General features: G+C 45.9%; 19 protein-coding genes and 1 riboswitch. Of the genes, 8 read left to right on the top strand and 11 right to left on the bottom strand.

From position 1 onward, the window contains the following. The coding region (locus QUA44_RS22515; RefSeq protein WP_333254616.1) for a response regulator at positions 1 to 1,095 on the bottom strand (1,095 nt) is incomplete at its 3' end. A 463-nt stretch (positions 1,096 to 1,558) separates the two neighbouring features. Here QUA44_RS22515 and QUA44_RS22520 point away from each other — a divergent pair. Both QUA44_RS22520 and QUA44_RS22525 read left to right on the top strand, forming a co-directional pair. After that, positions 1,559 to 4,261, top strand: a complete 2,703-nt coding sequence (locus tag QUA44_RS22520; protein WP_333254621.1) for an endonuclease MutS2 — start codon at positions 1,559 to 1,561, stop codon at positions 4,259 to 4,261. A gap of 262 nt (positions 4,262 to 4,523) precedes the next feature. Next, positions 4,524 to 5,465, top strand: a complete 942-nt coding sequence (locus QUA44_RS22525) for a site-specific DNA-methyltransferase (protein ID WP_333254613.1) — start codon at positions 4,524 to 4,526, stop codon at positions 5,463 to 5,465. A 211-nt stretch (positions 5,466 to 5,676) separates the two neighbouring features. Here QUA44_RS22525 and QUA44_RS22530 read toward each other — a convergent pair whose 3' ends face one another. Both QUA44_RS22530 and QUA44_RS22535 read right to left on the bottom strand, forming a co-directional pair. Next, positions 5,677 to 6,084: a hypothetical protein gene (locus QUA44_RS22530; RefSeq protein WP_333254611.1), complete on the bottom strand. Its 408-nt coding sequence runs from the start codon at positions 6,082 to 6,084 to the stop codon at positions 5,677 to 5,679. Beyond that, a complete protein-coding gene (locus QUA44_RS22535; RefSeq protein WP_333254609.1) occupies positions 6,074 to 6,286 on the bottom strand; it encodes a helix-turn-helix transcriptional regulator in 213 nt (70 codons plus the stop codon). Before QUA44_RS22535 ends, QUA44_RS22530 begins: the two co-directional genes overlap by 11 nt. A 156-nt stretch (positions 6,287 to 6,442) precedes the next feature. Between QUA44_RS22535 and QUA44_RS22540 the strand changes: the two genes are divergently transcribed. From QUA44_RS22540 to QUA44_RS22550, 3 genes are all read left to right on the top strand, one after another. Continuing rightward, positions 6,443 to 6,577 carry a hypothetical protein gene (locus tag QUA44_RS22540; RefSeq protein ID WP_333254607.1) on the top strand — a complete coding sequence of 45 codons (135 nt, stop codon included), beginning with the start codon at positions 6,443 to 6,445 and terminating at the stop codon, positions 6,575 to 6,577. A gap of 94 nt (positions 6,578 to 6,671) precedes the next feature. Continuing rightward, positions 6,672 to 7,277: a DUF3038 domain-containing protein gene (locus QUA44_RS22545; RefSeq protein WP_333254605.1), complete on the top strand. Its 606-nt coding sequence runs from the start codon at positions 6,672 to 6,674 to the stop codon at positions 7,275 to 7,277. Positions 7,278 to 7,406: 129 nt separating this feature from the next. Further along, complete coding sequence (locus QUA44_RS22550; protein WP_333254603.1) at positions 7,407 to 9,011, top strand: DUF4335 domain-containing protein; 1,605 nt, start codon at positions 7,407 to 7,409, stop codon at positions 9,009 to 9,011. A 303-nt stretch (positions 9,012 to 9,314) separates the two neighbouring features. On the opposite strand, the gene QUA44_RS22555 is transcribed toward QUA44_RS22550, so the two are convergent. From QUA44_RS22555 to QUA44_RS22565, 3 genes are all read right to left on the bottom strand, one after another. Then, the gene (locus QUA44_RS22555; protein ID WP_333309939.1) at positions 9,315 to 9,698 is read right to left on the bottom strand and encodes a VanZ family protein; all 384 of its coding nucleotides are present in this window, start codon (positions 9,696 to 9,698) and stop codon (positions 9,315 to 9,317) included. A gap of 293 nt (positions 9,699 to 9,991) precedes the next feature. Next, positions 9,992 to 11,344: a DUF3370 domain-containing protein gene (locus QUA44_RS22560; protein ID WP_333254600.1), complete on the bottom strand. Its 1,353-nt coding sequence runs from the start codon at positions 11,342 to 11,344 to the stop codon at positions 9,992 to 9,994. 137 nt (positions 11,345 to 11,481) lie between these two features. Then, entirely contained in the window at positions 11,482 to 12,405 is a 924-nt protein-coding gene (locus QUA44_RS22565) for a nucleoside hydrolase (RefSeq protein ID WP_333254598.1), read from the bottom strand. Between the two features lie 79 nt (positions 12,406 to 12,484). Between QUA44_RS22565 and QUA44_RS22570 the strand changes: the two genes are divergently transcribed. Both QUA44_RS22570 and QUA44_RS22575 read left to right on the top strand, forming a co-directional pair. Beyond that, the gene (locus QUA44_RS22570; RefSeq protein ID WP_333254595.1) at positions 12,485 to 14,446 is read left to right on the top strand and encodes a S9 family peptidase; all 1,962 of its coding nucleotides are present in this window, start codon (positions 12,485 to 12,487) and stop codon (positions 14,444 to 14,446) included. 237 nt (positions 14,447 to 14,683) lie between these two features. Further along, positions 14,684 to 14,902, top strand: a complete 219-nt coding sequence (locus QUA44_RS22575; RefSeq protein ID WP_333254593.1) for a hypothetical protein — start codon at positions 14,684 to 14,686, stop codon at positions 14,900 to 14,902. Between the two features lie 217 nt (positions 14,903 to 15,119). Here QUA44_RS22575 and QUA44_RS22580 read toward each other — a convergent pair whose 3' ends face one another. The 4 genes from QUA44_RS22580 to ntrB all read right to left on the bottom strand — a co-directional run bounded on the left by QUA44_RS22580 (position 15,120) and on the right by ntrB (position 19,290). Then, positions 15,120 to 15,905: a universal stress protein gene (locus QUA44_RS22580; RefSeq protein ID WP_333254592.1), complete on the bottom strand. Its 786-nt coding sequence runs from the start codon at positions 15,903 to 15,905 to the stop codon at positions 15,120 to 15,122. Between the two features lie 46 nt (positions 15,906 to 15,951). Then, on the bottom strand, positions 15,952 to 16,791 hold the full coding sequence (locus tag QUA44_RS22585; RefSeq protein ID WP_333254589.1) for a nitrate ABC transporter ATP-binding protein: 840 nt from the start codon (positions 16,789 to 16,791) through the stop codon (positions 15,952 to 15,954). A gap of 116 nt (positions 16,792 to 16,907) precedes the next feature. Then, a complete protein-coding gene (locus QUA44_RS22590; RefSeq protein WP_333254587.1) occupies positions 16,908 to 18,338 on the bottom strand; it encodes an ABC transporter substrate-binding protein in 1,431 nt (476 codons plus the stop codon). Between the two features lie 103 nt (positions 18,339 to 18,441). Next, a complete protein-coding gene (ntrB, locus tag QUA44_RS22595; protein ID WP_333254586.1) occupies positions 18,442 to 19,290 on the bottom strand; it encodes a nitrate ABC transporter permease in 849 nt (282 codons plus the stop codon). A gap of 99 nt (positions 19,291 to 19,389) precedes the next feature. Continuing rightward, a riboswitch (cyclic di-AMP (ydaO/yuaA leader) is annotated at positions 19,390 to 19,602 on the bottom strand. 175 nt (positions 19,603 to 19,777) lie between these two features. Between ntrB and QUA44_RS22600 the strand changes: the two genes are divergently transcribed. Further along, positions 19,778 to 20,971, top strand: coding sequence for a sensor histidine kinase (locus QUA44_RS22600; RefSeq protein WP_333254584.1), 1,194 nt, complete (start codon positions 19,778 to 19,780; stop codon positions 20,969 to 20,971). A 121-nt stretch (positions 20,972 to 21,092) separates the two neighbouring features. Here QUA44_RS22600 and QUA44_RS22605 read toward each other — a convergent pair whose 3' ends face one another. Continuing rightward, positions 21,093 to 22,430, bottom strand: a complete 1,338-nt coding sequence (locus QUA44_RS22605; protein ID WP_333254581.1) for an ArsB/NhaD family transporter — start codon at positions 22,428 to 22,430, stop codon at positions 21,093 to 21,095. Positions 22,431 to 22,613 lie beyond the last annotated feature (183 nt).

Genomic DNA, 22,613 nt, shown 5'->3' on the forward strand with positions numbered 1-22,613 from the left:
TTGTTGACTGCTGCCTAATTTTATTTTTTGATTTTGGGGGTGGTTTTTCGTCTTCTTTATACCCCCTGAACGCTTACTCAAAATCACAGGCTTAAATTTGATTGATTCTAACTCTGCCAACTCTTGAGCCGACTCTTCTAAAACATCGATCGCGTGATTGATGATATTCAGAAAAGCTTGATTGAGCAGACCTGCGTAACACTCAATCTGTGGCAAATTGCCGAATTGTTTCATCACTTTGATGTCTCGCCTTCCCTCGCGAGCCGGCAAGCGGTGCTGCAACAACAACAGAGTATTTTCTAAACCGTCGGAAACATCAAATAACTGCCAGCCCGATCGATCGCTGCGGGAAAAATCCTGTAGCGACAAGATTATTTGGCGGATGCGATCGCTCCCGGTACGCATGGAACTCACAATTTTTAATAAATCGTCGAGTACGAATTCCACATCCATATCTTGTTGTTTTTGCAGAATTTCCGATCCGGGATTGACTAGCTCTTTTTGATACAATCGCAGCAGTTCAATTAAATCGGTTGTGTAGCTTTGGACGTGAGTTAGATTGCTGTAAATAAAAGTAATTGGGTTGTTAATTTCGTGGGCTATACCCGACACCAATTCGCCCAAACTAGACATTTTTTCTGTTTGCAGAATTCGATCGCGCGACAGATCCAATTCTTGCTGGGTGAACTCCAACCGCGCCCTCAACTCGTGCGATCGCTTAGACGCGCGCACCCGCGCCAATAATTCCTGCTTAACAATCGGTTTAAACAGAAAATCGTCAAAGGGCGCATCCAATTCTTGGATTTCATCAAATTGCTCCGGTGTTGTCAGCAGAATAAAATAGGCTGTTGCCAATTCTCGTGAAGCGAAGCTATCCCGTAGGGAATCGACTTTCACCAGCCGGCACACCTCCAAAAAGTTGATTTGAGGGGAAGTCCCGTCGCAAATTATCGCATCGGGGGAAAATTCCCTCGCCAAGTCTAAACCCTCCTTGTCGTCGGGAACGACTCTCACCTGATGTCCCTCTTGGCTGAGTAACTCTTGCACAACTTGAAAAGTCACAGTATCCCCGATGATCGCCAGAATCTTTGCCATACTTCTACCAACTCTACAAATTACTTTTTAGGATACAACCGCCAGAATTGCGCTGACAGATTTAAAATTCCAAAATAGTTCAATTACATCAAAAAACAACCGATGCCCGCTTCCTCAAAACCCCAAATCGCCCATACCATTTTAGATTTTATATTTTAGATCAAAAAATTGGGAATGATTTACTGTATAATAGTTGGGAGCTTGCCTAAAGTTGCAAATTTTTTGGGGAATGGTATCACTAGAAGGTATAATTTTAGACGGGCAATGCAAAAATGCAAATTTTCTCCTTCGTAATTAATGGTACATCAGAGCTTTCTGCCGAAAGACTGCTGAGGGCGATCGCAGATACTTTCTCAAATTGCGCCAGGAAACAATAAAAAACTTTAAAATCAATTAATAGTATCGTTAAATTCACCTTCTCGGTCAGCGCCTGAGAATGCCAATTACCAACACCACCTCAACTTTGATTCAAGCCGAAACACTAGAACTATTAGAATGGCCGCGCCTGTGTCAGCACTTGGCTACCTTCGCGGCCACCAAACTCGGCGTTGCCGCCGCCCTCGACCTCGAAATCCCGGCAACTCAAGCTCAAACAGCAGAACTCCTAGCCCAAACTCAGGAAGCTTATCAGTTAGAGAGCCGCGCTGGCGGTGCTTTGAGTTTTGAAGGAATCCAAGACATCGGCACTTCCCTGCAGCGAGCCGAACTGCAAGGTTTGCTCAGCGGCGAAGAATTGCTGGCAATTGCTACTACCCTCGCTGGAGCAAGGCAATTGCGCCGGATAATTGACTCTCAGCCAGATGTGCCGACGCTCAAAGAACTGGCAGCTCAATTGCGGACTTATCCCGAACTAGAGCAAGAAATCCATCGCTGTATAGACGATCGCGCTCAAGTAGCAGACAGAGCCACTCCTAAATTAGCAGGAATTAGAGTTCAAATGCGACAGTTGCGCGATCGCATTTATCAAATATTGCAGGGGATTTTGCAGCGCCAATCCAACGCCGTACAAGAACAGCTAATTACCCAAAGAAGCGGACGCTTTGTCATTCCCGTCAAAGCTCCCCAAAAAGATGCCATACCGGGCATCGTTCACGACTCCTCGGCCAGCGGCGCGACACTGTACGTAGAACCCCACAGCACAGTCAATCTTAACAACCAAATGCGGCAGTTGCTCAGGCAAGAACAAGCCGAAGAAGAAGCAGTCCGCCGCGCCCTCACGGAGCAAGTCGCAGCAGTAAAACCAGATTTAGACAGATTGGTGGTGGTAGTTACAACTTTAGATTTAGCGGCCGCTAAATCGCGTTATAGTTTTTGGTTGCAAGCAAATCCGCCGAAATTTATCGAATTGGGAGAGCCAGAATTAGCACCAAAAAATCCCGAAACAGAAGATGAGGAAAAAGAAGATGAGGAAAACTCAGAAAACAGTCAATTATTAATTCGTAACCTGCGATCGCAAATTACCCTGCGCCAGTTGCGCCATCCTTTATTAGTTTGGCAGCAACAATACGAGCAAGGCTTTCCAGTCGTGCCGGTCGATTTAACGATCGGGCCGCACATCCGCGTCGTCGCCATCACCGGCCCCAACACCGGCGGCAAAACTGTCACCCTCAAAACCTTGGGATTGGCAGCTTTAATGGCGAAAGCAGGAATGTTTGTCGCCGCCCGCGAACCCGTAGAATTGCCTTGGTTCGACAACATTCTTGCCGATATCGGCGACGAACAATCTTTGCAGCAAAGTTTGTCTACTTTCTCCGGCCACATCCGCCGCATCAGCCGCATTTTAGAAGTTTTGACTAATAAATTGCAGCCTGAAAAGGCAGAAAATTCAAACGTCCCAATTCCGAATACTTCGGCTACTTCGGATTCTATCAATACAAATACGCTCAGTACAAATTCCCCAGCCCCCATACTTCGGCTAGGCACTTCAACGGAGCTCAGTACAAGCTCAGCACAAGTGCCCCATGCCCCATGCCCCATTCCCAAATCTTTAGTTTTGTTAGACGAAGTAGGAGCGGGGACAGACCCCTCAGAAGGCAGTGCATTGGCGATCGCCCTGTTGCAATACCTCGCCCAACATTCCCTATTAACAGTTGCAACTACCCACTTTGGCGAACTCAAAGCCCTCAAATATCAAGACTCCCGCTTTGAAAATGCCTCAGTAGAATTTGACGACAATTCTATGCAGCCAACCTATCGGTTGCTGTGGGGAATTCCCGGACGTTCCAACGCTCTCACTATTGCCAAAAGACTCGGTTTGCTAGCAGAAATTGTCGAAGAAGCTCAAACCTATGTCGGGGGAGCCTCTCAAGATGTCAATCAAGTAATTGCTGGACTCGAAGCACAGCGCCGGAAACAGGAAACCAAGGCCAGAGAAGCAACTCAACTGCTACACCAAACCGAAAAACTGCACAGAGAGGTTTCTCAAAAAGCAGCCGCTTTGCAAGAACGGGAGCGAGACCTAAAAATAGCTCAGGAAGTGGCAGTAAATGAGGCGATCGGGTCGGCAAAATCAGAAATTGCTCAAATTATTCGGAAATTGCAAGCGGGCAACCAAACGGCTCAAAATGCCCAACAGGCGACAGATACTTTAAATCAAATTTCCCAAAAACATCTCCCCTCGCGCCAACAACCGGCTAAACCCAAACCGAGTTTTATGCCGAAAGTGGGCGATCGCATCCGCATTCCCAGCTTGGGCCAAACCGCCGAAGTCCTCAGCGGCCCCGATGCTAACGAAGAGTTGAGCGTTCGGTTTGGGATTATGAAAATGACTGTCAAACTAGGAGAAATTGAATCCCTCGACGGTCAAAAACCGGAAACTAAAGCTCAATTAGCCAAGGCGGCCGCCCAAGCACAAGCACTCGCTACGGCTAAAGCTAAGCAAGCAGCGGCGGAACCTGCAAAACCCAATCCCGAAATTGCCATTCGCACTGCTAATAATTCGATCGACCTCCGGGGTGCGAGAGTCTCAGACGCAGAAATCGAAATAGACAGAGCTCTTTCCAAGGCCGTGGAATACGGAGTTCTGTGGATAATTCACGGCAAAGGTACGGGACAGTTGCGGCGCGGGGTTCACGAGTTCCTCGCGAATCACCCGCAGGTTTCCCGCTTTGAGTTGGCTAGTCAAAAAGAAGGGGGTGGAGGTGTAACGGTGGTTTATTTGAAATAATCAAAATTTACGCATTTCCGGTTGACTCGTAATTATAGCAATCCTCGCATCATTGGTGAATTTCTTACTCCCTCCCCTTGGTAAGGGGAGGGTTGGGGTGGGGTAAAAAATTTACGAGTCATTTAGGATTGCTATATATATAGTTCTATGCAGCCAAACAAGTCGCAACGAACATATCATACTGATGCAACCGGAATGGATACTATACTGCAAATGTGGAATAATTAAGAGTTTATTTCCCACTTTATTAACTGCCTGACTAATGAAAAAAACTCCCTCAAATGAAGTTTTGGTTGGCGACTGTCGTGAAGTGATGAAGACATTGCCAGAAAATTATATTTCTGCTTGTATCACTGACCCACCTTATAATTATGAATTTATTGGTCATAAATGGGATGACTCAGAAATTCAAAGGCGTATTGAAAGAGTCAATGGCAAGGGAAATAAAACCCTTGTTAAAAACATTCCCTATGGCAGTGGTTTAGCAGGTGGAGTCAGAAACGAAAAATGGTATCAAAGGAATCGTAACAACACTCTGGATTATGAAAAGTGGTGCTTGGAGTGGGGCGAGCAGCTTTTTCGGATCTGCAAACCGGGTGCGACAGTTTTAGTTTTCAACAGCACGCGGACTGTTGCTCACGTACAAGTAGCACTTGAAAATGCCGGTTTCTATGCGAGAGATATTCTTGTTTATAAAAGATCGAGCGGTATCCCTAAAGGTGTCAATATCAAACAACAGTTCGAGAAGAAAGGATATGAAAATCCTGAACAATGGGATGGTTGGCACAGTTGTCTGAGGAATGAATGGGAAGCAATCTGCGTACTTCAAAAACCACTGATCAATAATTACTTGGAAACTCTACAGGAGTATGGTACTGGTGTATTTTATACTAAAGATCAGTTTGGTGGTTTTCAATCAAATATTTTAGAAGGTATACAGCGTGAGAAAACCGAGGAGTTTAACGTCCATTGCACAGTTAAACCAATCGCTCTCATGAGAAAGCTAGTTGAAATATTTGTACCGCGTTTGGAAAATTCTATTCTAATCGATCCTTTCGCAGGATCGGGAACCACATTGCTGGCGGCGCAAGAATTTGGCATTAGGTATGTTGGTATTGAAATAGTACCTGACTACATAGAGATTATCAACAAGCGCCTTGATAGTTTCAGCGGTATACAGGGAATTCTCCCACTTTTTCAATAAGAAATGACTTTAAATCAAACCCGCTTATTGTTTGTATAAACTCAAACGAATCGTCCCCTGTGTAAACTTTCCAAGTCCCTGCTTGGCACGCTGTAATAGCTGCAGGCAAATTATCTTGTCTAATACCAATTTTAAAAAAGAATGCAACAGTATTCTTGTTCCCCCCCTTTGCAAGGGGGGGCTAGGGGGGGTCGAAGATTGTTGCACGATTTTAGAGAAATGGTCTAAGTATTAAAAAGACGGGCTCGTAATTAAGATTACGAAGTAGTGGGCCATAAGATTTGAACTTCTTCAGTGTTCCCGAGTCTCCTGAGCCAATACGATATTTTGTATCTATTGCGTACCCATCAACAATCAGATCGCACGGCTCATCGCTTCCAACTTTAAATGCTGGCTGAAAGCTACTGCAATATGTTTTACACGTTTCAGTAACTAACAATTGCCAACACATACCTAACTCACGTCCCCAATATTGCCTATTTTCTTTTTTTATTATTGGAGCAATACCAAACACATCCATTAAAACATCGTGTTCTTCATTCTCTTCTGCATAAACTTTCTCGGTAAATGAGTTTTGGTATCTTGCTAAAATTTGCTCTAGTCTTCTTTCAGTCATCATCAGTTACCAGTTCAGCTAGACTAACGGATAATGCTTTGGCTATTTTGTTTGCATTAAGCAGCGTTATATTCCTTTCTCCTCGTTCAACTGAGCCAATATAGGTGCGATGTAATTCAGATAGTTCTGCAAGCCGATCTTGGGAAAGATTTCTGAGTTTTCTGAAATGTCTAACTTTTTTACCAAATTGCTCCGTAATATCCATAGATTGCGGCAGATTAAGCAATGACAACTATAATCTGACAGACTATAAGTAGCGACAGACTATAAGTAGCATTAGAAAGCGCTAGGATCTTTGCATTGATATAAGTCCCGATAGTTTCAAAGCACTGATTTGATTTCGGTCACTCTGTGGCGTAGCATGGTTAGGGGTGAAAATCTATGGGTTTTGCTGCTGGGGATCGATCGAACTTTTCACCCGCAACTTTTCACCCGCAACTCCGTCCAGCAGTTAGGATTGCCGGAATCAAAGCAACGAGCTATGGAGACAAATTAACAGATGTGCTGTTGCCCACAGGCCGCAAAGCTTTAATCACTGCATACTGTTTGATATCCTGCCTCAACCAGTCTTAATTTCCCGTGCTGAAGCCATGCGCTCGACCGTAAAGTCCTCCGCTCCCACAAACGAAACGGGCCCATCTCCCAACTGGGAAGAATTGACCCAAAAAGCACCAGAACCTACCCAGTTGGACAACATTAAAGCCCAACTGGATTTAGTGCTGTTAGCCCTAGAAGCACTGGCAGAAATTGGCTCAGAGGCGATGCTCAAGGTAGCAGCCGAACTGAATTTAGAGCCAATGGTAGCCGATCGGGTAGCTTTGTGGCGGCTGCGCCAATCTAACCCGCTGCGGAAAGGGCACGGAGGGCGCAAAAAACTCGATGTGGAGGAAGCTCGATCGCTCGTTTTGATAAGCTGTCATTTGGCAAAACAGCACCAAGCTTTAATCCGGCGCGCTGTTGCTTTGCTGGAACAAATGGCTGAGCAAAACCGCGAACCTCACACAGTCGCTTTGCTGGGAGACTATATTGATAGGTTCAGCAACACTTATGCCGATCGTATGGAAGATGCAGAAAATTTATCCGCCCGAGAACTGACTAATTTGGCGCTCAAACTCCTGATCGATTTGCTATTTTACAGCAGTCCCGGCGGTCACAGGCGACTCTGGCTGGCTCTTCTAGACCGCGCTAAGAATTAAACAACAGTCATTAGTCATTAGTCATTAGTCATTAGTCATCAGCCAACAGTCAACGGTCAACAGTCAACAGTCAACAGTCAACAGCCAACAGCCAACAGTCAACAGTCAACAGTCAACAGACTTCCTGCTATGGTTCTCAAACGGTTCACGCCCCCCACTTGCACGCTGGAAATTACAGCCAAAAGTTCGCCTCTATCTCGCTGGGCGGGCCAACCGGTGTTTAAATCTTTAAGTTTCGAGCTGCGACTCGACGACCCCAGGCTGCCAGATACCCAACACGTTACGCTTAGGGGCGATCGAATTCAACTCGAAACCCTCCACGAAGCTGTCAGCAACTACGTCCAAAACTTGCTCAGCGAATCCCGCGATTGGGAAAGCAACCTCAACTCTCAAACCGGGCTTACCGCAGCAGGCCCAGACTCGCCAGAAGTCGCGCGTAATGCCGTTATATTCGATCGAGCCGTCAACACCTCCGAACTAGCAACTTCCAACCCCTACTCTCTCCCAACTTCCTACCTTCCGGTTCCCCCCCGCTTAGAGCCCCGCGGCTTGCTCGCCCACAACTTGTTTTTAGGATCTTTGAGCGCCGTAGAATCCGGGCCAGTAGTTCCCTTGAGCACCCTGCAACTGTTTGACTTGGCCACAGCACTAGATGACTGCGCCGCCGAAGTGATGGCGCTTCCCAACCTCAACCGCGAGTCCCGAAGGCCACTGTCCTCACCCTGGCTCAAGGTGGCAGCAATGCTTGTCGCCAGCGCCGGTTTGACGACGGGAATTGTTAAAATGCTCGATCGGGCCGCCACCTCCCCGCAAACCGCCTCAGTCCCCGCCACCGCCCCCGCCAATCCACAATTCGCCCCCGTTCCTGGAAACCCCCAGCTAGCTGCAGGCGTTTCCCCCAGTCCAGTTCCCGCCCTACCGACACCCCCAGCACCAACACCCCCAGCCACACCCGGTTTACCGCCCCTGCCGCCCCCACCCATCAACACCGCCGCCTCCCCCAGCCCCAGCTTGCCCCCCATCGCCATCGCCCCAACCTCCCCAACCAACAAACCCAGCCCCATCCAGCAGCCACCCCTGCTATTTCCCGCCAACGGCAGCGCACCCAGCGCCCCACAGAGCGCTCCAGCATTCCCTCAAGGACAAACAATCACTATTCCCGCCCCCCAAGAACCGCCCATTTCCGACCTCCAAGCACCCGCACCAGTACCCTACCTGCTGCCCCCCTTACCGCCGAGACTAGCTCCCGCCGTACCGCCCCCCCTGCCGCCCTCCCTGTCTGCTTCCCGATTTCCCGTTCCCCCGCTGCCGCCCTTCCCCCGCTCCATCGAGCCGATTGTCCCCCCCGCCAGTACCGAACTCCCACCCCTTGAGGACGCTCAACCAACCACCGAGTCCGAGGACAACAACCAGGCTGCGGCGAGCAAAAAAAACCGCACTTTATTTGATACAATTCCTCAAGTTTCAGAAGCTAGAACTTACTTTGAGGAACGCTGGAAGCCTCCAGAAGGAATGGAACAAACTTTGGAATACAGCGTGCTGATCGATGAAAATGGGTCAATTCAAAGTATTGTGCCGATGGGAAAAGCAGCAGCAGATTATATCGAGCAAACTAATATGCCATTAGCCGGCGAGCCGTTTGTTTCTGCCGTTTCCAATGGAAAAAACCCGAAAATTCGAGTTGTTTTGCGACCCAACGGTCGAGTACAAACCTTTTTGGAAGAGAGTGATTAAACGCTCTCAAACACATTGTCGAGATGAGAAATCCCGGTAAATTGCTAATCTTAAACAAGTTCAAAAAAAATTAAATTTTAACTGCGGCAGCAGCAGCCAGCATATTGACAGTTGCTCCAGTTTATGCTACCCATATCTCTTTACCCATGCGGGCAGAGTCACCATTGACAAAAGTTGCTGACACTCGTCAACCGATGCTCATTGCACACCCTACAAACTTCCTTCTTCCTTCTTCCTGACATCCGTTACATCCGTTACAGAATCCGTTGCCGAACTTCCTTCTTCCTTCTTCCTTCTCTATCATCAATGCCCTTTTGTTCTATCCCAAACTTCTCCAATCCAATAAAAAACTGCAATCCCGCAAAAACTAAATAAAAAATCTTCAATACTAGCAGTACGATTTGGTAAAATCGCTTGCAGCATTTCTTCCGCCGCAGTGAACATAGTAAAAATTGCGGGTCCGAAAGGAATAGAATAATTAAACAAATTCATCTTTTTTTTGCCAGTTGCTCTATGGCACAAAAAAGATGCTATTCCGTACAAAATGAAGTGGCCGAGTTTGTCATAAGGCGGATGAGCGAGAGGAAAGTTGACTAAATTCCCCGTATCTGCTAAAAGCATGATACTGAGAAGAATTAAAACGTACAAAACACAGGCGATAATCCACAGTTTGCGTGATGGTTTCATCTTCTTAAAAATCAATTCTCTCTGTCGAACTCTTGATTCGGTTAAAACTGACATCTTGCACCATTCTCAATTACTTGTTTAGGAACAGGCAAGATGCCTGTTCCACAAGGAAATTTATCTCTTGTGTAACAGGCATCTTGCCTGTTCTTGACAATGGTGCAACATCTCAGTTTTAACCGACTTGCAGCTCTGATGCGGGGGTTTAAACCCCTCCGGGCTGAGGAAAAACGCGCAGTTTTTAATATCTCCTATAAAAACCTAAGTCTTTCAAAAAACCGACTAATTTTTAATGTTCAATTTTCCTGAGTTTTCACTGTCAAAACTTGCGGCGGTGACGCATCGGGCGGATAAATAAAATCCACTTCTACCAGCCGCTTTTCTCCCGATTTCATCTCTAATTTTACCAAAGGTTCCCCCTGCTGTCCCCGCCGCTGCACTAAATGCACGTAGCGAGTTTGAGGCACTTTATTGTCATCAGTATACCGCACTCTGACCGTCCCCCTAAAAAAAGTTTGAGGTGCCGGAGGTTCTAAAAAACTCAGTCCTCCTGAAGTTAATTTGTCTGTCTTAATTGGAGTTTGAATTGCGACAGTTACAGTTTGGTTGTTGCGGGTAGAATTGTACAGCGGCAAGCTGAGACTGTATTGAATTCCGTAATTGCCGTGGGCGCGGTATGCTGTATCTGGGTAGCGGACTAGCATTCTCGCACTTTGCACTTGATTTGTGCCCAGCATTCCGCGCGGAAGGGTGCTTAATGGGTAGGAAAATGCTGTTCCGGGTTGGGGAATTGCTAGGTTTGAGGTGGCTGGGTTGTCTGAGAGAAGTGCTCGCCATTCTGAACCTAATGCTACACCGGCAACTCGGCCGTAGATTATTTGACCTTCGGTGATTTCTGGTGGTGTGGGAGTTCGATCGCGCGGCCCGGCTATATTACCATTGTCTAATAAGTTTTGCCATTCTGTCAAATTGGGCGATCGCTCGTTTCCCTGTGCGTCAACTCGGGCAAACATCGCCAGACTGGCAACATAGACTATACCATCGCTCTGCAACCGCATCAAGGTCGATCGACCGTTAAGCGGCGGTACCAATCCCCGCACCGGTATCGGATGATTCATCAACAGTTGGCTTTTTCCCGGTGGAATAATTAACCCCGGCCCAAAGTCAGACTGTCTCCTTCCTCTCAGAATATCATTCACAGCGCGGCTTCCCGGCCCCGCGTAAATATTGCTATCAGAATTATCGACTTGCGGCGGCAATTCAATAAAAGGTGCATCGGGTTGACTGAGATAACTCGCAGCTTGCAATATATCTAATTTTACTGGTTTATTACCTGGATTATAAACAATTACTCCTTGATATAAGGTTCGCAAATCTTCCGGCGAAGGTGCGCGGGCGATGTGGTGGGTAAATATGTCGAAACGTCCTTGAAACGGAAAGTTTAAATGTGCCGCCGGAAATCTTTTACCATCCGGGGCAAATGTCGAAAGCAAAATTCCTTCTTGCAGCACTAATTCTGGACTGTTGCTGTTAAATACTGGTATGTTGTCTAACTGTCCGGGGAGATGTCGCACTTCTTGGATTTGGAGGATTTCTTGAGGTGCGGGAGGGGTTTGGGCTAAGGGGATAATTGATAGAATTGGCAGCATTTTTGAGAGGAGTTTTTTTTACCGCAGAGGGCGCAGAGGGCGCAGAGGAAGAGAGGGAAGAGAAGGGCCCGCAAATATTCGCGTTAGGGTGGGTTTTGTACGGAGATTTTGCTCGCTTATAGCAGATATTGTGATTTTTACCTCGCCCACTGTTGTAATATGTATTTGTAAAATTGGGCGGTGTCTACTTGATCCATTGCTTGAATTTTTCGACCTCCCGTTTTAACTTTTGTGCGTCCTTGGCTGATGCCTTCGGTGATAATTTCTGTTTCCCATTCTCGCAGTTGGTAAAATTCTGGATGCGCTAAATAAGCAGTTGCCAAAATGTCCCAAAAATAGTAATCTTGAGATATTGCTAGGGCATAACACTGTCCTGCTAAGTCGGAAATTGGATATTTGCGCTGTTTTGCTAAGAGATTGGAAAATTCTACAGTCAGCGGTACATTATTGGTGATATCTAAAGGACACATGACCACGGGAATTTGGGTTTGCCAAATTCTCTCGATTGCTATCGGGTCCCAGTAAGCATTCCATTCCGCCGACATATCTTGTCCGGGTTCCATATCTTTGCTAACATTGCCGATAACATTGAGGGCGCCTCCCATCCAGACAATTTCTTGAATTTTGCTTTCAATTTCTGGCGCGATATCTAAAGCTTGCGCTACTGTTGTTAAGGGCCCCGTTACCATTAATGTGACTGGTGCGGCTGCATCCCGCAAAACTCGCACCATAAAGTTTTGTCCGGGTTCTGATATTAAAGGCGTGTCAATGGTTCCTTTTTCATTTAGAATGGGAAGTCGATCGCACGCAAAGGAATCTCGCCGAAACAACACCGGAAAAGGGTTCAGTCCCCGCACCGTACTCGCCGCCACCGGAACTTCAGAACGCCCCATCAAATCAAGGATTTTGCGCGTTGCACTCACGGCTGGTTGAATGTAGCAGTCGGCGGGAGTGACAATTACTCCCAGAGTTTCCACTTCCTCCATTGTCATCAGCAACACGACTGAGAGATAGTCGTCAACTGCACCGTCGTGATCCATTAGTACGAGTTTTTTAGACATTTTGCTTCCCCGGTGACTGAATTACTGTAAACTACAAATATTAATTTTTTTGTTCGAGAAACACAACTGCCTCAACTATATGAATACAGTATCACCTTACGGCTCTTGGAAATCACCTATTTCTTCTGATTTAATTGTTTCTGGAACTGTCGGACTCGGACAAATTGCGATTGACGGCAATGATATTTACTGGGTTGAGGGAAGACCTTCGGAAGCGGGGAGAAGCGTCCTCGTGCGGCGCACTCCCGATGGTAAAATCAGCGACGTGACACCGCCTCCTTTTAATGTTCGCACTCGCGTTCACGAATACGGCGGCGCTGCTTTTGCCGTTGCTGGCGGTGTTGTCTATTTTTCTCATTTTGCCGACCAACGTATTTATTCTCAAGCGTTAGATTCTCAACCCAAACCTCTGACACCTGCTGCTAATTCTTGCTATGCAGATGTGATAGTTGACAAGCAAAGAAATCGCCTGATTTGCGTGCGCGAAGACAATGCAGGTGAGGGCGAAGCTGTCAATAGTATTGTTAGCATTAATTTAGATAACGGCGAAGATATTCAAATCTTAACTCAGGGCAATGATTTTTATGCTTCCCCTCGTTTAAGTCCAGACAATTCTCTACTTTCCTGGATTTGTTGGAACCATCCAAATATGCCGTGGGATGGCACAGAATTGTGGGTTGCAGAAATTAATGCTGATGGTTCTTTAGGTGAAAAATACTTAGTTGCTGGCGGTGTTGAAGAGTCGATTTTTCAACCGGAATGGTCGCCCGATGGAGTTTTGTATTTTGTTTCTGACAAGTCTAACTGGTGGAATTTCTACCGCTGGCAATCTAGAACCCCCCTCAATCCCCCCTTGGTAAGGGGGGAAGCAGAGATAAAAACCAGCTTGTGCGAAATGGCGGCTGAATTCGGACTTCCTCAGTGGGTTTTTGGAATGTCTACTTATGCCGTTGTCTCGGAAAGCAAAATTATTTGCACCTACACTCAGCAAGGCCAGTGGTATTTAGCGAGTCTTGATTTAACGACAAAGCAGTTGACAACAATTGAAACGCCTTACACTGATATTTCGTCGGTCAAAGCGCGGGGAGAAACTGTTGTTTTTCTCGCAGGTTCGCCGACTGAATCTACGGCTATTGTACAACTAAATTTAGCAACAAGTCAACTACAAATTTTGCGGAAATCGAGCGATTTAAGCATCAATTCTGGTTATTTATCTGTACCGGAACCGCTCGAATTTCCCACGGAAAACGGTTTGACTGCTTTCGGTTTCTTCTATCCCCCAAAAAATCAAGATTTCGCAGCACCTACGGGTGAAAAACCGCCGCTTGTCGTCAAAAGTCACGGCGGCCCAACTGCTGCTACTTCTAGCAGCATGAATTTGAAAATTCAATATTGGACGAGTCGCGGTTTTGCCGTGCTCGATGTTAATTACGGCGGTAGCACTGGTTACGGCCGAGAATACAGAAGAAGACTGCAAGATAGTTGGGGAATTGTCGATGTTGACGACTGCGTTAACGGTGCTAAATATTTAGCTCAAAAGAATTTAGTTGATGGCGAAAGAATGGCGATCGCCGGAGGCAGTGCAGGGGGGTACACTACTCTGTGTGCTCTTACTTTTCGCGATGTGTTTAAGGCCGGTGCAAGCTATTATGGAGTTAGCGATTTGGAAGCTTTGGCAACGGATACTCACAAGTTTGAAGCGCGCTATCTGGATGGATTGATTGGGCCTTATCCTGAACGAAAAGATTTGTATGTAGCTCGTTCTCCCATTCATTCTGCCGAACGTTTATCTTGTCCTGTTATCTTCTTTCAAGGATTAGAAGATAAAGTGGTTCCGCCCAATCAAGCGGAAATGATGGTAGAGATATTGAAAGCTAAAGGTTTGCCGGTTGCTTATGTTGCTTATGAAGGGGAACAGCACGGTTTTCGCCGCGCTGAAAATATCAAAAGAACTCTTGACGGCGAATTCTATTTCTATTCCCGGGTGTTTAAGTTTGAGTTAGCTGAACCTGTGGAGGAAGTACAGATTTACAATCTTTAGAAAAAATTAAGTTTTCAGTTGTTCTGTTTGCGCTCAAACGCAACTGCAATCCTTAACATAATTGGGAAATATAAAATGTGATTTAGTTCACAATTTTTGCTGTTGGCTATCACAAATTTTTACTGTTTATTGTCACACCTTTTAAGGGAATATACTTACAAAATATAAGAGTGCGATCGCCCTCTGTTACCGCAGAAAAGACCGATCGCGCGATCGTCAAGTTGAGACTCAATCTCTATGCAAACTCCTGTCAACCTGATTCCATCTGCTTTGGGCGAGCTGTTTGCCGAAGTGAATCATACAGGCTACATTACTTTAGCTGATAGATACGGTTTGATGGCGGCTATTTTTGACGAAACTTTAACTGAGGAAGATAAACGCTCGATCGATCGCCTCCTGCGTTCTGTGTGCCGGGGAAGGATAAAATTAGTTAACGAACTGTCTAGGATCAGGTAAATGTCGATAATTTTCCTTAACTCTAATTTTAAACATCTCAATAATCAAAAAAAAGTCCCAATTGTCTCGTAATTGAGACTTGGAGCGAGGAAACTATTTTTAATTTTTTATCGAGATAGGACTAAGGCAAAAAAATAGTCTGACGCGCTACATAAAGTCGTAGGGTGCGCACTGCGCACCTTACATAATTAGGTTCCGCGTCCAGCACTGAACAAGTTTAACGTACAGACATAGCTGTAGCGAACTGCAACTTGCTCAAACTTTCTTCAGGCCCAAAATCCATCTGATAAGTGAGTGCCGAAGGAATCCCGAGCACGCAGCAGGGAAAATTATTGCCTAGTTCCCTAACCAGCCGATGGTTGCCAGAACCACAGCCCAAAAACAGTAAATTTGCTGATTCTAATTCAACCACATTTCTCAGTTCTGTAGCAACCCGCCCAATGCGTAAATGAGCTTTGAATAAACCGCGCCACTCCTCAGCCAAACAGCGCGCTTGCCACAGCAACTTATCTGCTACCTCGTACTCATTATTTTGACCATAAATTGCTTGGAAATAATGCGGATCGATCAAAGTTTTTTGCTGGGATACCGATGGGATTTCGGTTGGTAAGGCGAGCCCAGGCGCTGCACAATTAAGGGCGAATGTTTCCTCTAAATCAGACACTTTCTGCTGTGCGGCCAAGGCATTTGCTACAGCAAATTTGCAAGTATCTTCGCGGTAACTTTTTGGCGATTCGTCGATTACGTATACGACTTGAACCGTGACTTCTTTAGTTGTTACTAAACGAGTTTGATGCGCCATCCAAAGGGTAATATCTAGAGCTATTTGACTTTGGGGATAACTGTTGTAACCGACAATAAAATTGATTGTTTTTGCCTGTTTTGGCGATTTTGATTTCTTAGAAACTGGTAATGTTGGCTCCGGCAGCAACACCATTTGTTCTGCTAAATTTTGATATCCCAATGCACTTTCAAAACGCGCTAACATTGTTTTGAGCTTCACAGGCTTGACCTCTCTTAAGTGAATTGTTTGGTCTGTCCGTCGGGCGTTATTCGTCTTGGGTAAAGTAGCGATCGAGAAAATTCAAAGCATAGTTGCGGAGTTCGTAATAATCCTTCGATTCCCGCAACTCCTGGCGATCGCGCGGGCGCGCAAACGGCACTGACAAAATTTCACCTATCGTCGCAGCCGGCCCGTTTGTCATCAGTACAATGCGATCGGACATATAGATAGCTTCATCCACATCGTGAGTAATCATCATTGCAGCTTGTCTGTGATTTTCCCAGATGTCCAGCACCTGTTTCTGCAACTTGCCACGAGTCAGAGCATCCAGCGCTCCAAACGGTTCGTCCATTAATAACATTTTCGGTCGAATCGCCAAAGCTCGCGCAATCCCAACCCGCTGTTTCATGCCCCCTGAAATTTCGTCTGGATATTTATCGGCTGCCGATGTTAAGTTTACCATTGCTAGGTGTTCGTTGACAAGACTAATCTTCTCAGAACGGCTAAGACTTTGCAAAACTTCATCAACTGCCAGCCGAATATTTTCCCGCACCGTCAGCCAAGGCAGCAATCCGTAGTGCTGGAATACCATCATGCGATCGGCTCCAGGTTTGCGAATTTCTTTTCCTTCCAGTGTCACCATTCCGCCGCTCTGTTTTTCCAAACCCGCCACTATTTTTAGGAGCGTTGATTTGCCACAGCCAGAGTGACCGATTACCGAAATAAATTCGTTTTCTCCAATACTTAAGTTGATATTTTCCAAGACGCTAAATTCGCTGCCGTCAGGATTTTTATACGACTTGAACAAGTTGTCAATTTCCAGAAAATTAGGGTGATTCTTGACTGGGCTGCTGGCTTCGATAGAAGTAGAAAAGTATTGAGTCACGGTATTCTCCGATAAAGTAGTAAAGTGTTAATTTGATTTTCTTCCGGTTGCACAAGCGGTAAAGTGCAGCGTGCATCGCCCTACCTATAGAGGTTCTGCGTTCAGGAATGTAGAAATTAAGACTGAAAAAAAGACTGAGGGCGGTTTGCTCGAATTTCAAAACTATTCAAATAACCCACCGGATCGCTAGGATCAAATGCCTTTTTATCAATGAAAGCTTCCGCAGGTTCCACTTTGTAATCCTCCTGGGGACAATCGATCGCCATTTCGGCAACAATCTTGCGGTAAAGGTCGGTTTTCCAAGCTTTTTTAGCTAATTCCTCAGCATTTTTGGGAACTTCTTTAATCTGTCCCCAGCGAGCGGCTTGAGTCATCAACCACAGACTCTGAGACTGCCACATAAATGTTGAATGATTTCCCGGTATTTGAGGCAAATTATTAGGAATGTCATAGAAAATAGTTGCATCTTCCGATTCTATGGTGCGGTCTATTCCGTCAAACCCTCCATAGTTGTAGTCGCCAACTATGGAGGGTCGCGTAAATTTGTCGATCGCCCCTTTTTTCGGTTTCGCCCCCGTAAACGATCGCTCAGTCAGCAGCGCCGATATTTCACTGCGATTTTCCGGCTTGCTGCAATACTGACAAGCTTCCACCATTGCCTTAACCAGCGAGTAATAAGTCTTCGGATTTTCCTCAATGAATGATTGCATTACTCCCAAAAGGCGATCGGGATGTCCCAGCCAAACTTCCTTGCCTTGCACGAAGGTAAAACCCACTCCCAAATTGCCTTGAATTGCCCGCGTATTCCAAGGTTCGGCCACCATGTAAGCCTGCATAGCGCCAATCCTGATATTAGTTACCATCTGCGGCGGCGGCACAATAATTACCCGAAATTCTTTCAACGGATCGACACCGGCAGCCGCCGATATGTAGCGGACAAAGTATTCGTAAATCGCAGAACTGAGGACAACTGCCCAAACTCTTTTTTCCGACGGCTGACTGTCAAAAAAGGCTCGAAATTGTTTGCCAAATTCTTCAAAATTGCCGTTGTATTCGTGCCACGGCCGTAAACCGAAATCCCACATCGCTTTGTTCATGGTCATCGCGTTGCCGTGGCGGTGAATTGTCATTGCCGCGCACAGGGGTGCGTGGCGCGCTCCTTCTGCGCCAATTCGGGCGTTTGTGACGGCGCCGGATACGACTGGGGAGGCGTCGAGGCGGCCGAAGATGAGGCCGTCGCGGGAGGTTGCCCAGCTTGCTTCGCGGTTGAGTTTGACGTTTAAACCGTATTTGCGGAAAAAGCCTTTTTTCCAGGCGATCGCAAATGGTGCACAATCGTTAACTGGCACGTATCCTACGGTTAAATTTGGTTTTTCTAAGGTTCGGTAATCGACAACCGGCTTTACGGCTGAGGCTTCTTCTGTGAGTCCTTTTGCCGATCGATCCGCGCTAATTCCACAACCAGATAAAGCCATTCCCGCCACCGCCGAGCCCATTCCTTGCAAAAACTCGCGGCGCTTCCATTCATTGGAAAACTTGTCACTCATATTTAATTTGACTAATGACTGTTAACTGTTGACTGTTGACTGTTGACTGTTAACTGTTGACAACTGACAACTGCTTTCCTAACAACTGCAAACTGCAAACTGACTAATGATTAATAACCGATCGATGCGTTACCAATTCCTGAACTTTGTCAACAGCAGCGTCGAGCAACAATCCAGTTAAGCCAATTACCAACACCGCTAAAAATACCGAACTCAGGTTCAAACGGCTCCATTCATCCCACACAAAAAAGCCAATTCCCACACCGCCTGTCAGCATTTCCACCGCCACAATCACCAGCCAAGCAATCCCCAAACTAATCCGCAAACCTGTAAAAATGTATGGCAAACTCGCAGGCCAAATTATCTTGGTAATCCGCCTCCAGCGCGGCATTTCCAACACTCGCGCCACATCCAGATAATCCTGGGAAACGCTAGAAACTCCCAAAGCTGTGTTGATAATTGTCGGCCACAAAGAGGTAATGAATATGACAAAAATTGCCGACGGCTCTGCTAAATTAAAAATCGATAAAGCTATCGGCAGCCAAGCTAGCGGCGACACCGGTTTAAAAATTTGAATCAGCGGATTGAGCGCCATCATTGCCGGTTTCGACATCCCGATCAGAAATCCCACGGGAATCGCCACTGCTGCACCCATGAAAAACCCCACCAACACCCGGCGCAAACTCGCTAGCAGCAGCCAGCCAATGCCTAAATCTCCAGGCCCGCGCTGATAAAATGGATGGAATATGTAATCTAAATTAGCTATTAACGCCTGATACGGAGTGGGTATCAAATCGCTGTTGAAGCTGGCAACAATCCACCACAAGCCAAGAATTCCCAAAAAACCCGCAGCAGGTAACAAAACAGCATCTCGGATGACAACGGGTTTTACACGCTTCCACGTTGCAACTCCTGCAAGTGCGATCGCAGATAAATTAAGCTGTATGAACATTTCAATCTCCTTCAGAGTCAGGGCAGGTACAAGAATCTTGAACAATACCAACCTGAGACACTGACGAAGCCAAACTATCTTGTTCAGAAAGTTGGCTTTTCAGTCTCTTCTCAATGCCTGCGAAGTTAGCTGACGGGCTAGGACTGAGAGATGTCCTTCTCCTTAGATTTCAAAATCAAAAACTACACTCAAATTTGGCAATTTTTAACTTTGCTTTTTAATTCTGTAGAGATTCGCCCCGAAAATTGGTTCCTCCGCTCCCGCCAAACGCTTGGTTTTATCGCGCAGTGCTGGATTAGGCTTGACTTTTTAAGCCAATTTATTAAAATAAGCTAGCACGAGCTTATAATTTTGTCAATACGTCTTTAGGAGTAGCTATTGCTGCTCAGCGAAGCCCAAAAGTTGAAAGAAAATTCAAAAAGTTAATTATTAAATTAACCTAGAGAGATAAAATGCGATTGTTGAATTGATTTATATATTAAGGGCCATGATTGATTTTAGCCAAGCGCTACAAGCTCAAATTGACATAATTACCGAAAACTGGATCGAAGCTGTTCGCGCCGACGACCAAATCGAAACCGCCAAGCAACTCACCTACACTTCCGTGCGCGACAGCCTTCCCATTGTACTGCAAGCGATCGTAACTATGCTGTCCGAATCAGAAGAAAGCGATATTCGGACACTCATAGAAGAAAGTTTAGAACACGGAACTCTCAGGGCAAAACAAGGCTACGATGCTGAAGAAATTGCGCGGGAATACCGCTTGCTGCGGAGGGTAATTTTCGATGCTTTAGAGCCAGAATTGCTAAAAGGCTCAGCCGCTGAAGTGAGCCGAGCTTACCGCTTAATTGACACTGCCCTCGATGAAGTAATTGCTAAATGTTTCAAAACCTATACTCAGGAAAGATTGCAAGGACTACAGGATTTGCAAAACCAATTGCAGCTTACAAATCAAGAGCTGATTCGCTTGCTTAGCGCCAGTCAAGAGAATTTATCTCACTTAGCTCACGAATTGAAAACTCCCCTCACCTCTATTATTGGTTACTCAGAATTGTTTTTGCGTCAACGAAACAATCCTGGACTTAAAGATTCTGCTCCCAATTTGGCACATATTGATAAAGTCCTCAGCAACGGTAGACGGTTACTTAGATTAATTAACGATACTCTCGAAATCTCGCGGTACGACGCGGGACGCATAAAATTGCAGCTAACTGCGACAAATGTGCGATCGGCGATCGGGACTGTTGTCGAAATAATCGAGCCTTTGGCTAAAGAAAAAAATTTAGAGATCGTCGTTGAGTGCGCTCCGGTTCTCGATCAAGTTATGACAGATTACTTGCGCTTGCAGCAAATTGTCACCAACTTGGCGAGCAACGCCATTCGCTACACCGAAGCTGGTACTATTACCATAAAAACCGAATTATTGTCAGACAAACATTGGAGTATCTGCATCAGGGATACAGGAATTGGCATGGCTTCAGAAGACTGCGATCGGATTTTTCTGCCATATTTTAGAGCCGACAACTCCCTGAGCTCTGGCATTCCTGACAGTACCGGCTTAGGGCTAGCAATTGTCGCTCGATTAGTCAACCTCTTGCAAGGTAAAATCGAATTAGTTTCTGAATTAGGAGTTGGCTCCTCCTTCACTGTAATTTTTCCCTTAGAATTGGATGAATTTTAGATGACTGTTAACTGTTGACTGTTGACTGTTGACTGTTAACTGCTGACTGTTAACTAATGACTAATGACCAATAACTAATGCCCAATGCCCAATGCCCAATGACTAATGACTAATGACTTCTTCAAATCAGAAACCGAATCGTTACATAAACAGCCGCACTTATTAATTGCAGCGCCATCACAGGCAGCCCGTAATGCAGAAAAGTTTGAAAAGAAATCCGGCGCCCGTGCAGTTCAGAAATTCCCGCCGCCACTATATTAGAAGAAGCTCCTACCAAAGTGCCATTTCCGCCTAAAGTTGCTCCGTACATCATCGCATAAAACAGTGGCAGCACAGCAGGTGGAAACTGCCCTGCAAAATCCGGAGCCAGAACCTCTGTCGGCGCGAGCCCGATATTGACAACATACTGTTTTAGCAGCGGCACCATCGCCACTACCAGCGGAATATTTGGCACCACGCTCGACATCAAACCCACAAAAAATAACAAAACTAAAGAACCAAGAAAAATATTTTTACCTAAAATCACTGCTAATATTCCAGATATATTGCCGATTACTCCGGTTTTTTCCAAACCGCCAATCAGCACAAAGATAGACATAAAAAATAGCAGCGTGCTCCAATCTAAATCCCGCAAAATATTATTAACAGAATCAATTTGGGAATGGTGAGCTAAAAGCATTGCCAAAGCAGCCCCCAACAAAGCAACGGCTGCCGGTGAAATAGGCACGGGCAACGACTCTCCCACTACAAAAAATGTCAGCACGAAAGCTATAATTACACCGCCCACTGCTAAGACTCGCGGGTGATTGATTTTGGGCTGCGGCAAGTGTTCCAAATCGTCTAAGTTTTTGTGCCAAATTTCGCGGAACAACCAAGGCAACATAACTACTATCACTCCTACTGAAATTGCCCCGCCCAAACTTAACTTTACCAGGTAATCTGCAAAGCTCATGTTAATAGCATCGCCGACAATGAATGTCGCCGGATCGCCCACGATTGTCAGCAGTCCCGAACTGTTAGCGACAAATACCATTAAAATTAGCAGGGGCACAAAATCTACACCGACTTCTTCGGCTATTGGCGGAATTAATGGTGCTAGCAGCATGACTGTCGTGGCATTGGGCAAAACTGCACAAATTGGGGTAGTAATCGCAACAATACCCAGCAAGAGATTTTTGCCTTTGCCTTTAGCCAAAAGCACAATTTGAGTTGCCAGGTATTCAAATACTTTGGTAGGCTCAAAGGCTCTCACCATTACCATGACTCCAAAAAATAAGCCCAGCGTGGCGTGACTCCGACTGATATATTCGATCGCGTTGTTTAACGTCATCACGTGGGTAAAAACCAGAATCACCGCTCCCAGAAATGCCGCAACTGTGAGGTGTATCCATTCTGTAATTATTAAGAAAATTACACATATAAATGTTGTTGTAGCAATCACAGCTTGCACGTTTTCCATTTAGTCCCCTGAAAAAAATAAAATTTAAAAATTAAAAACTCTCGGTTCGAGTGACTATACTACTTTCTGGCTCTTCTGTCAATAAATTTAAGTGCTGATTTTGGCAGCAACAAGCTGGGATCGACCCCTAGAGAGAGATCCGGCACAGGGAAAAAATCACCTCAAAACTACTTCTTTTGGCAG

Source organism: Microcoleus sp. N9_A2, assembly GCF_036701775.1.
Classification (GTDB): Bacteria; Cyanobacteriota; Cyanobacteriia; order Cyanobacteriales; family Microcoleaceae; genus Microcoleus.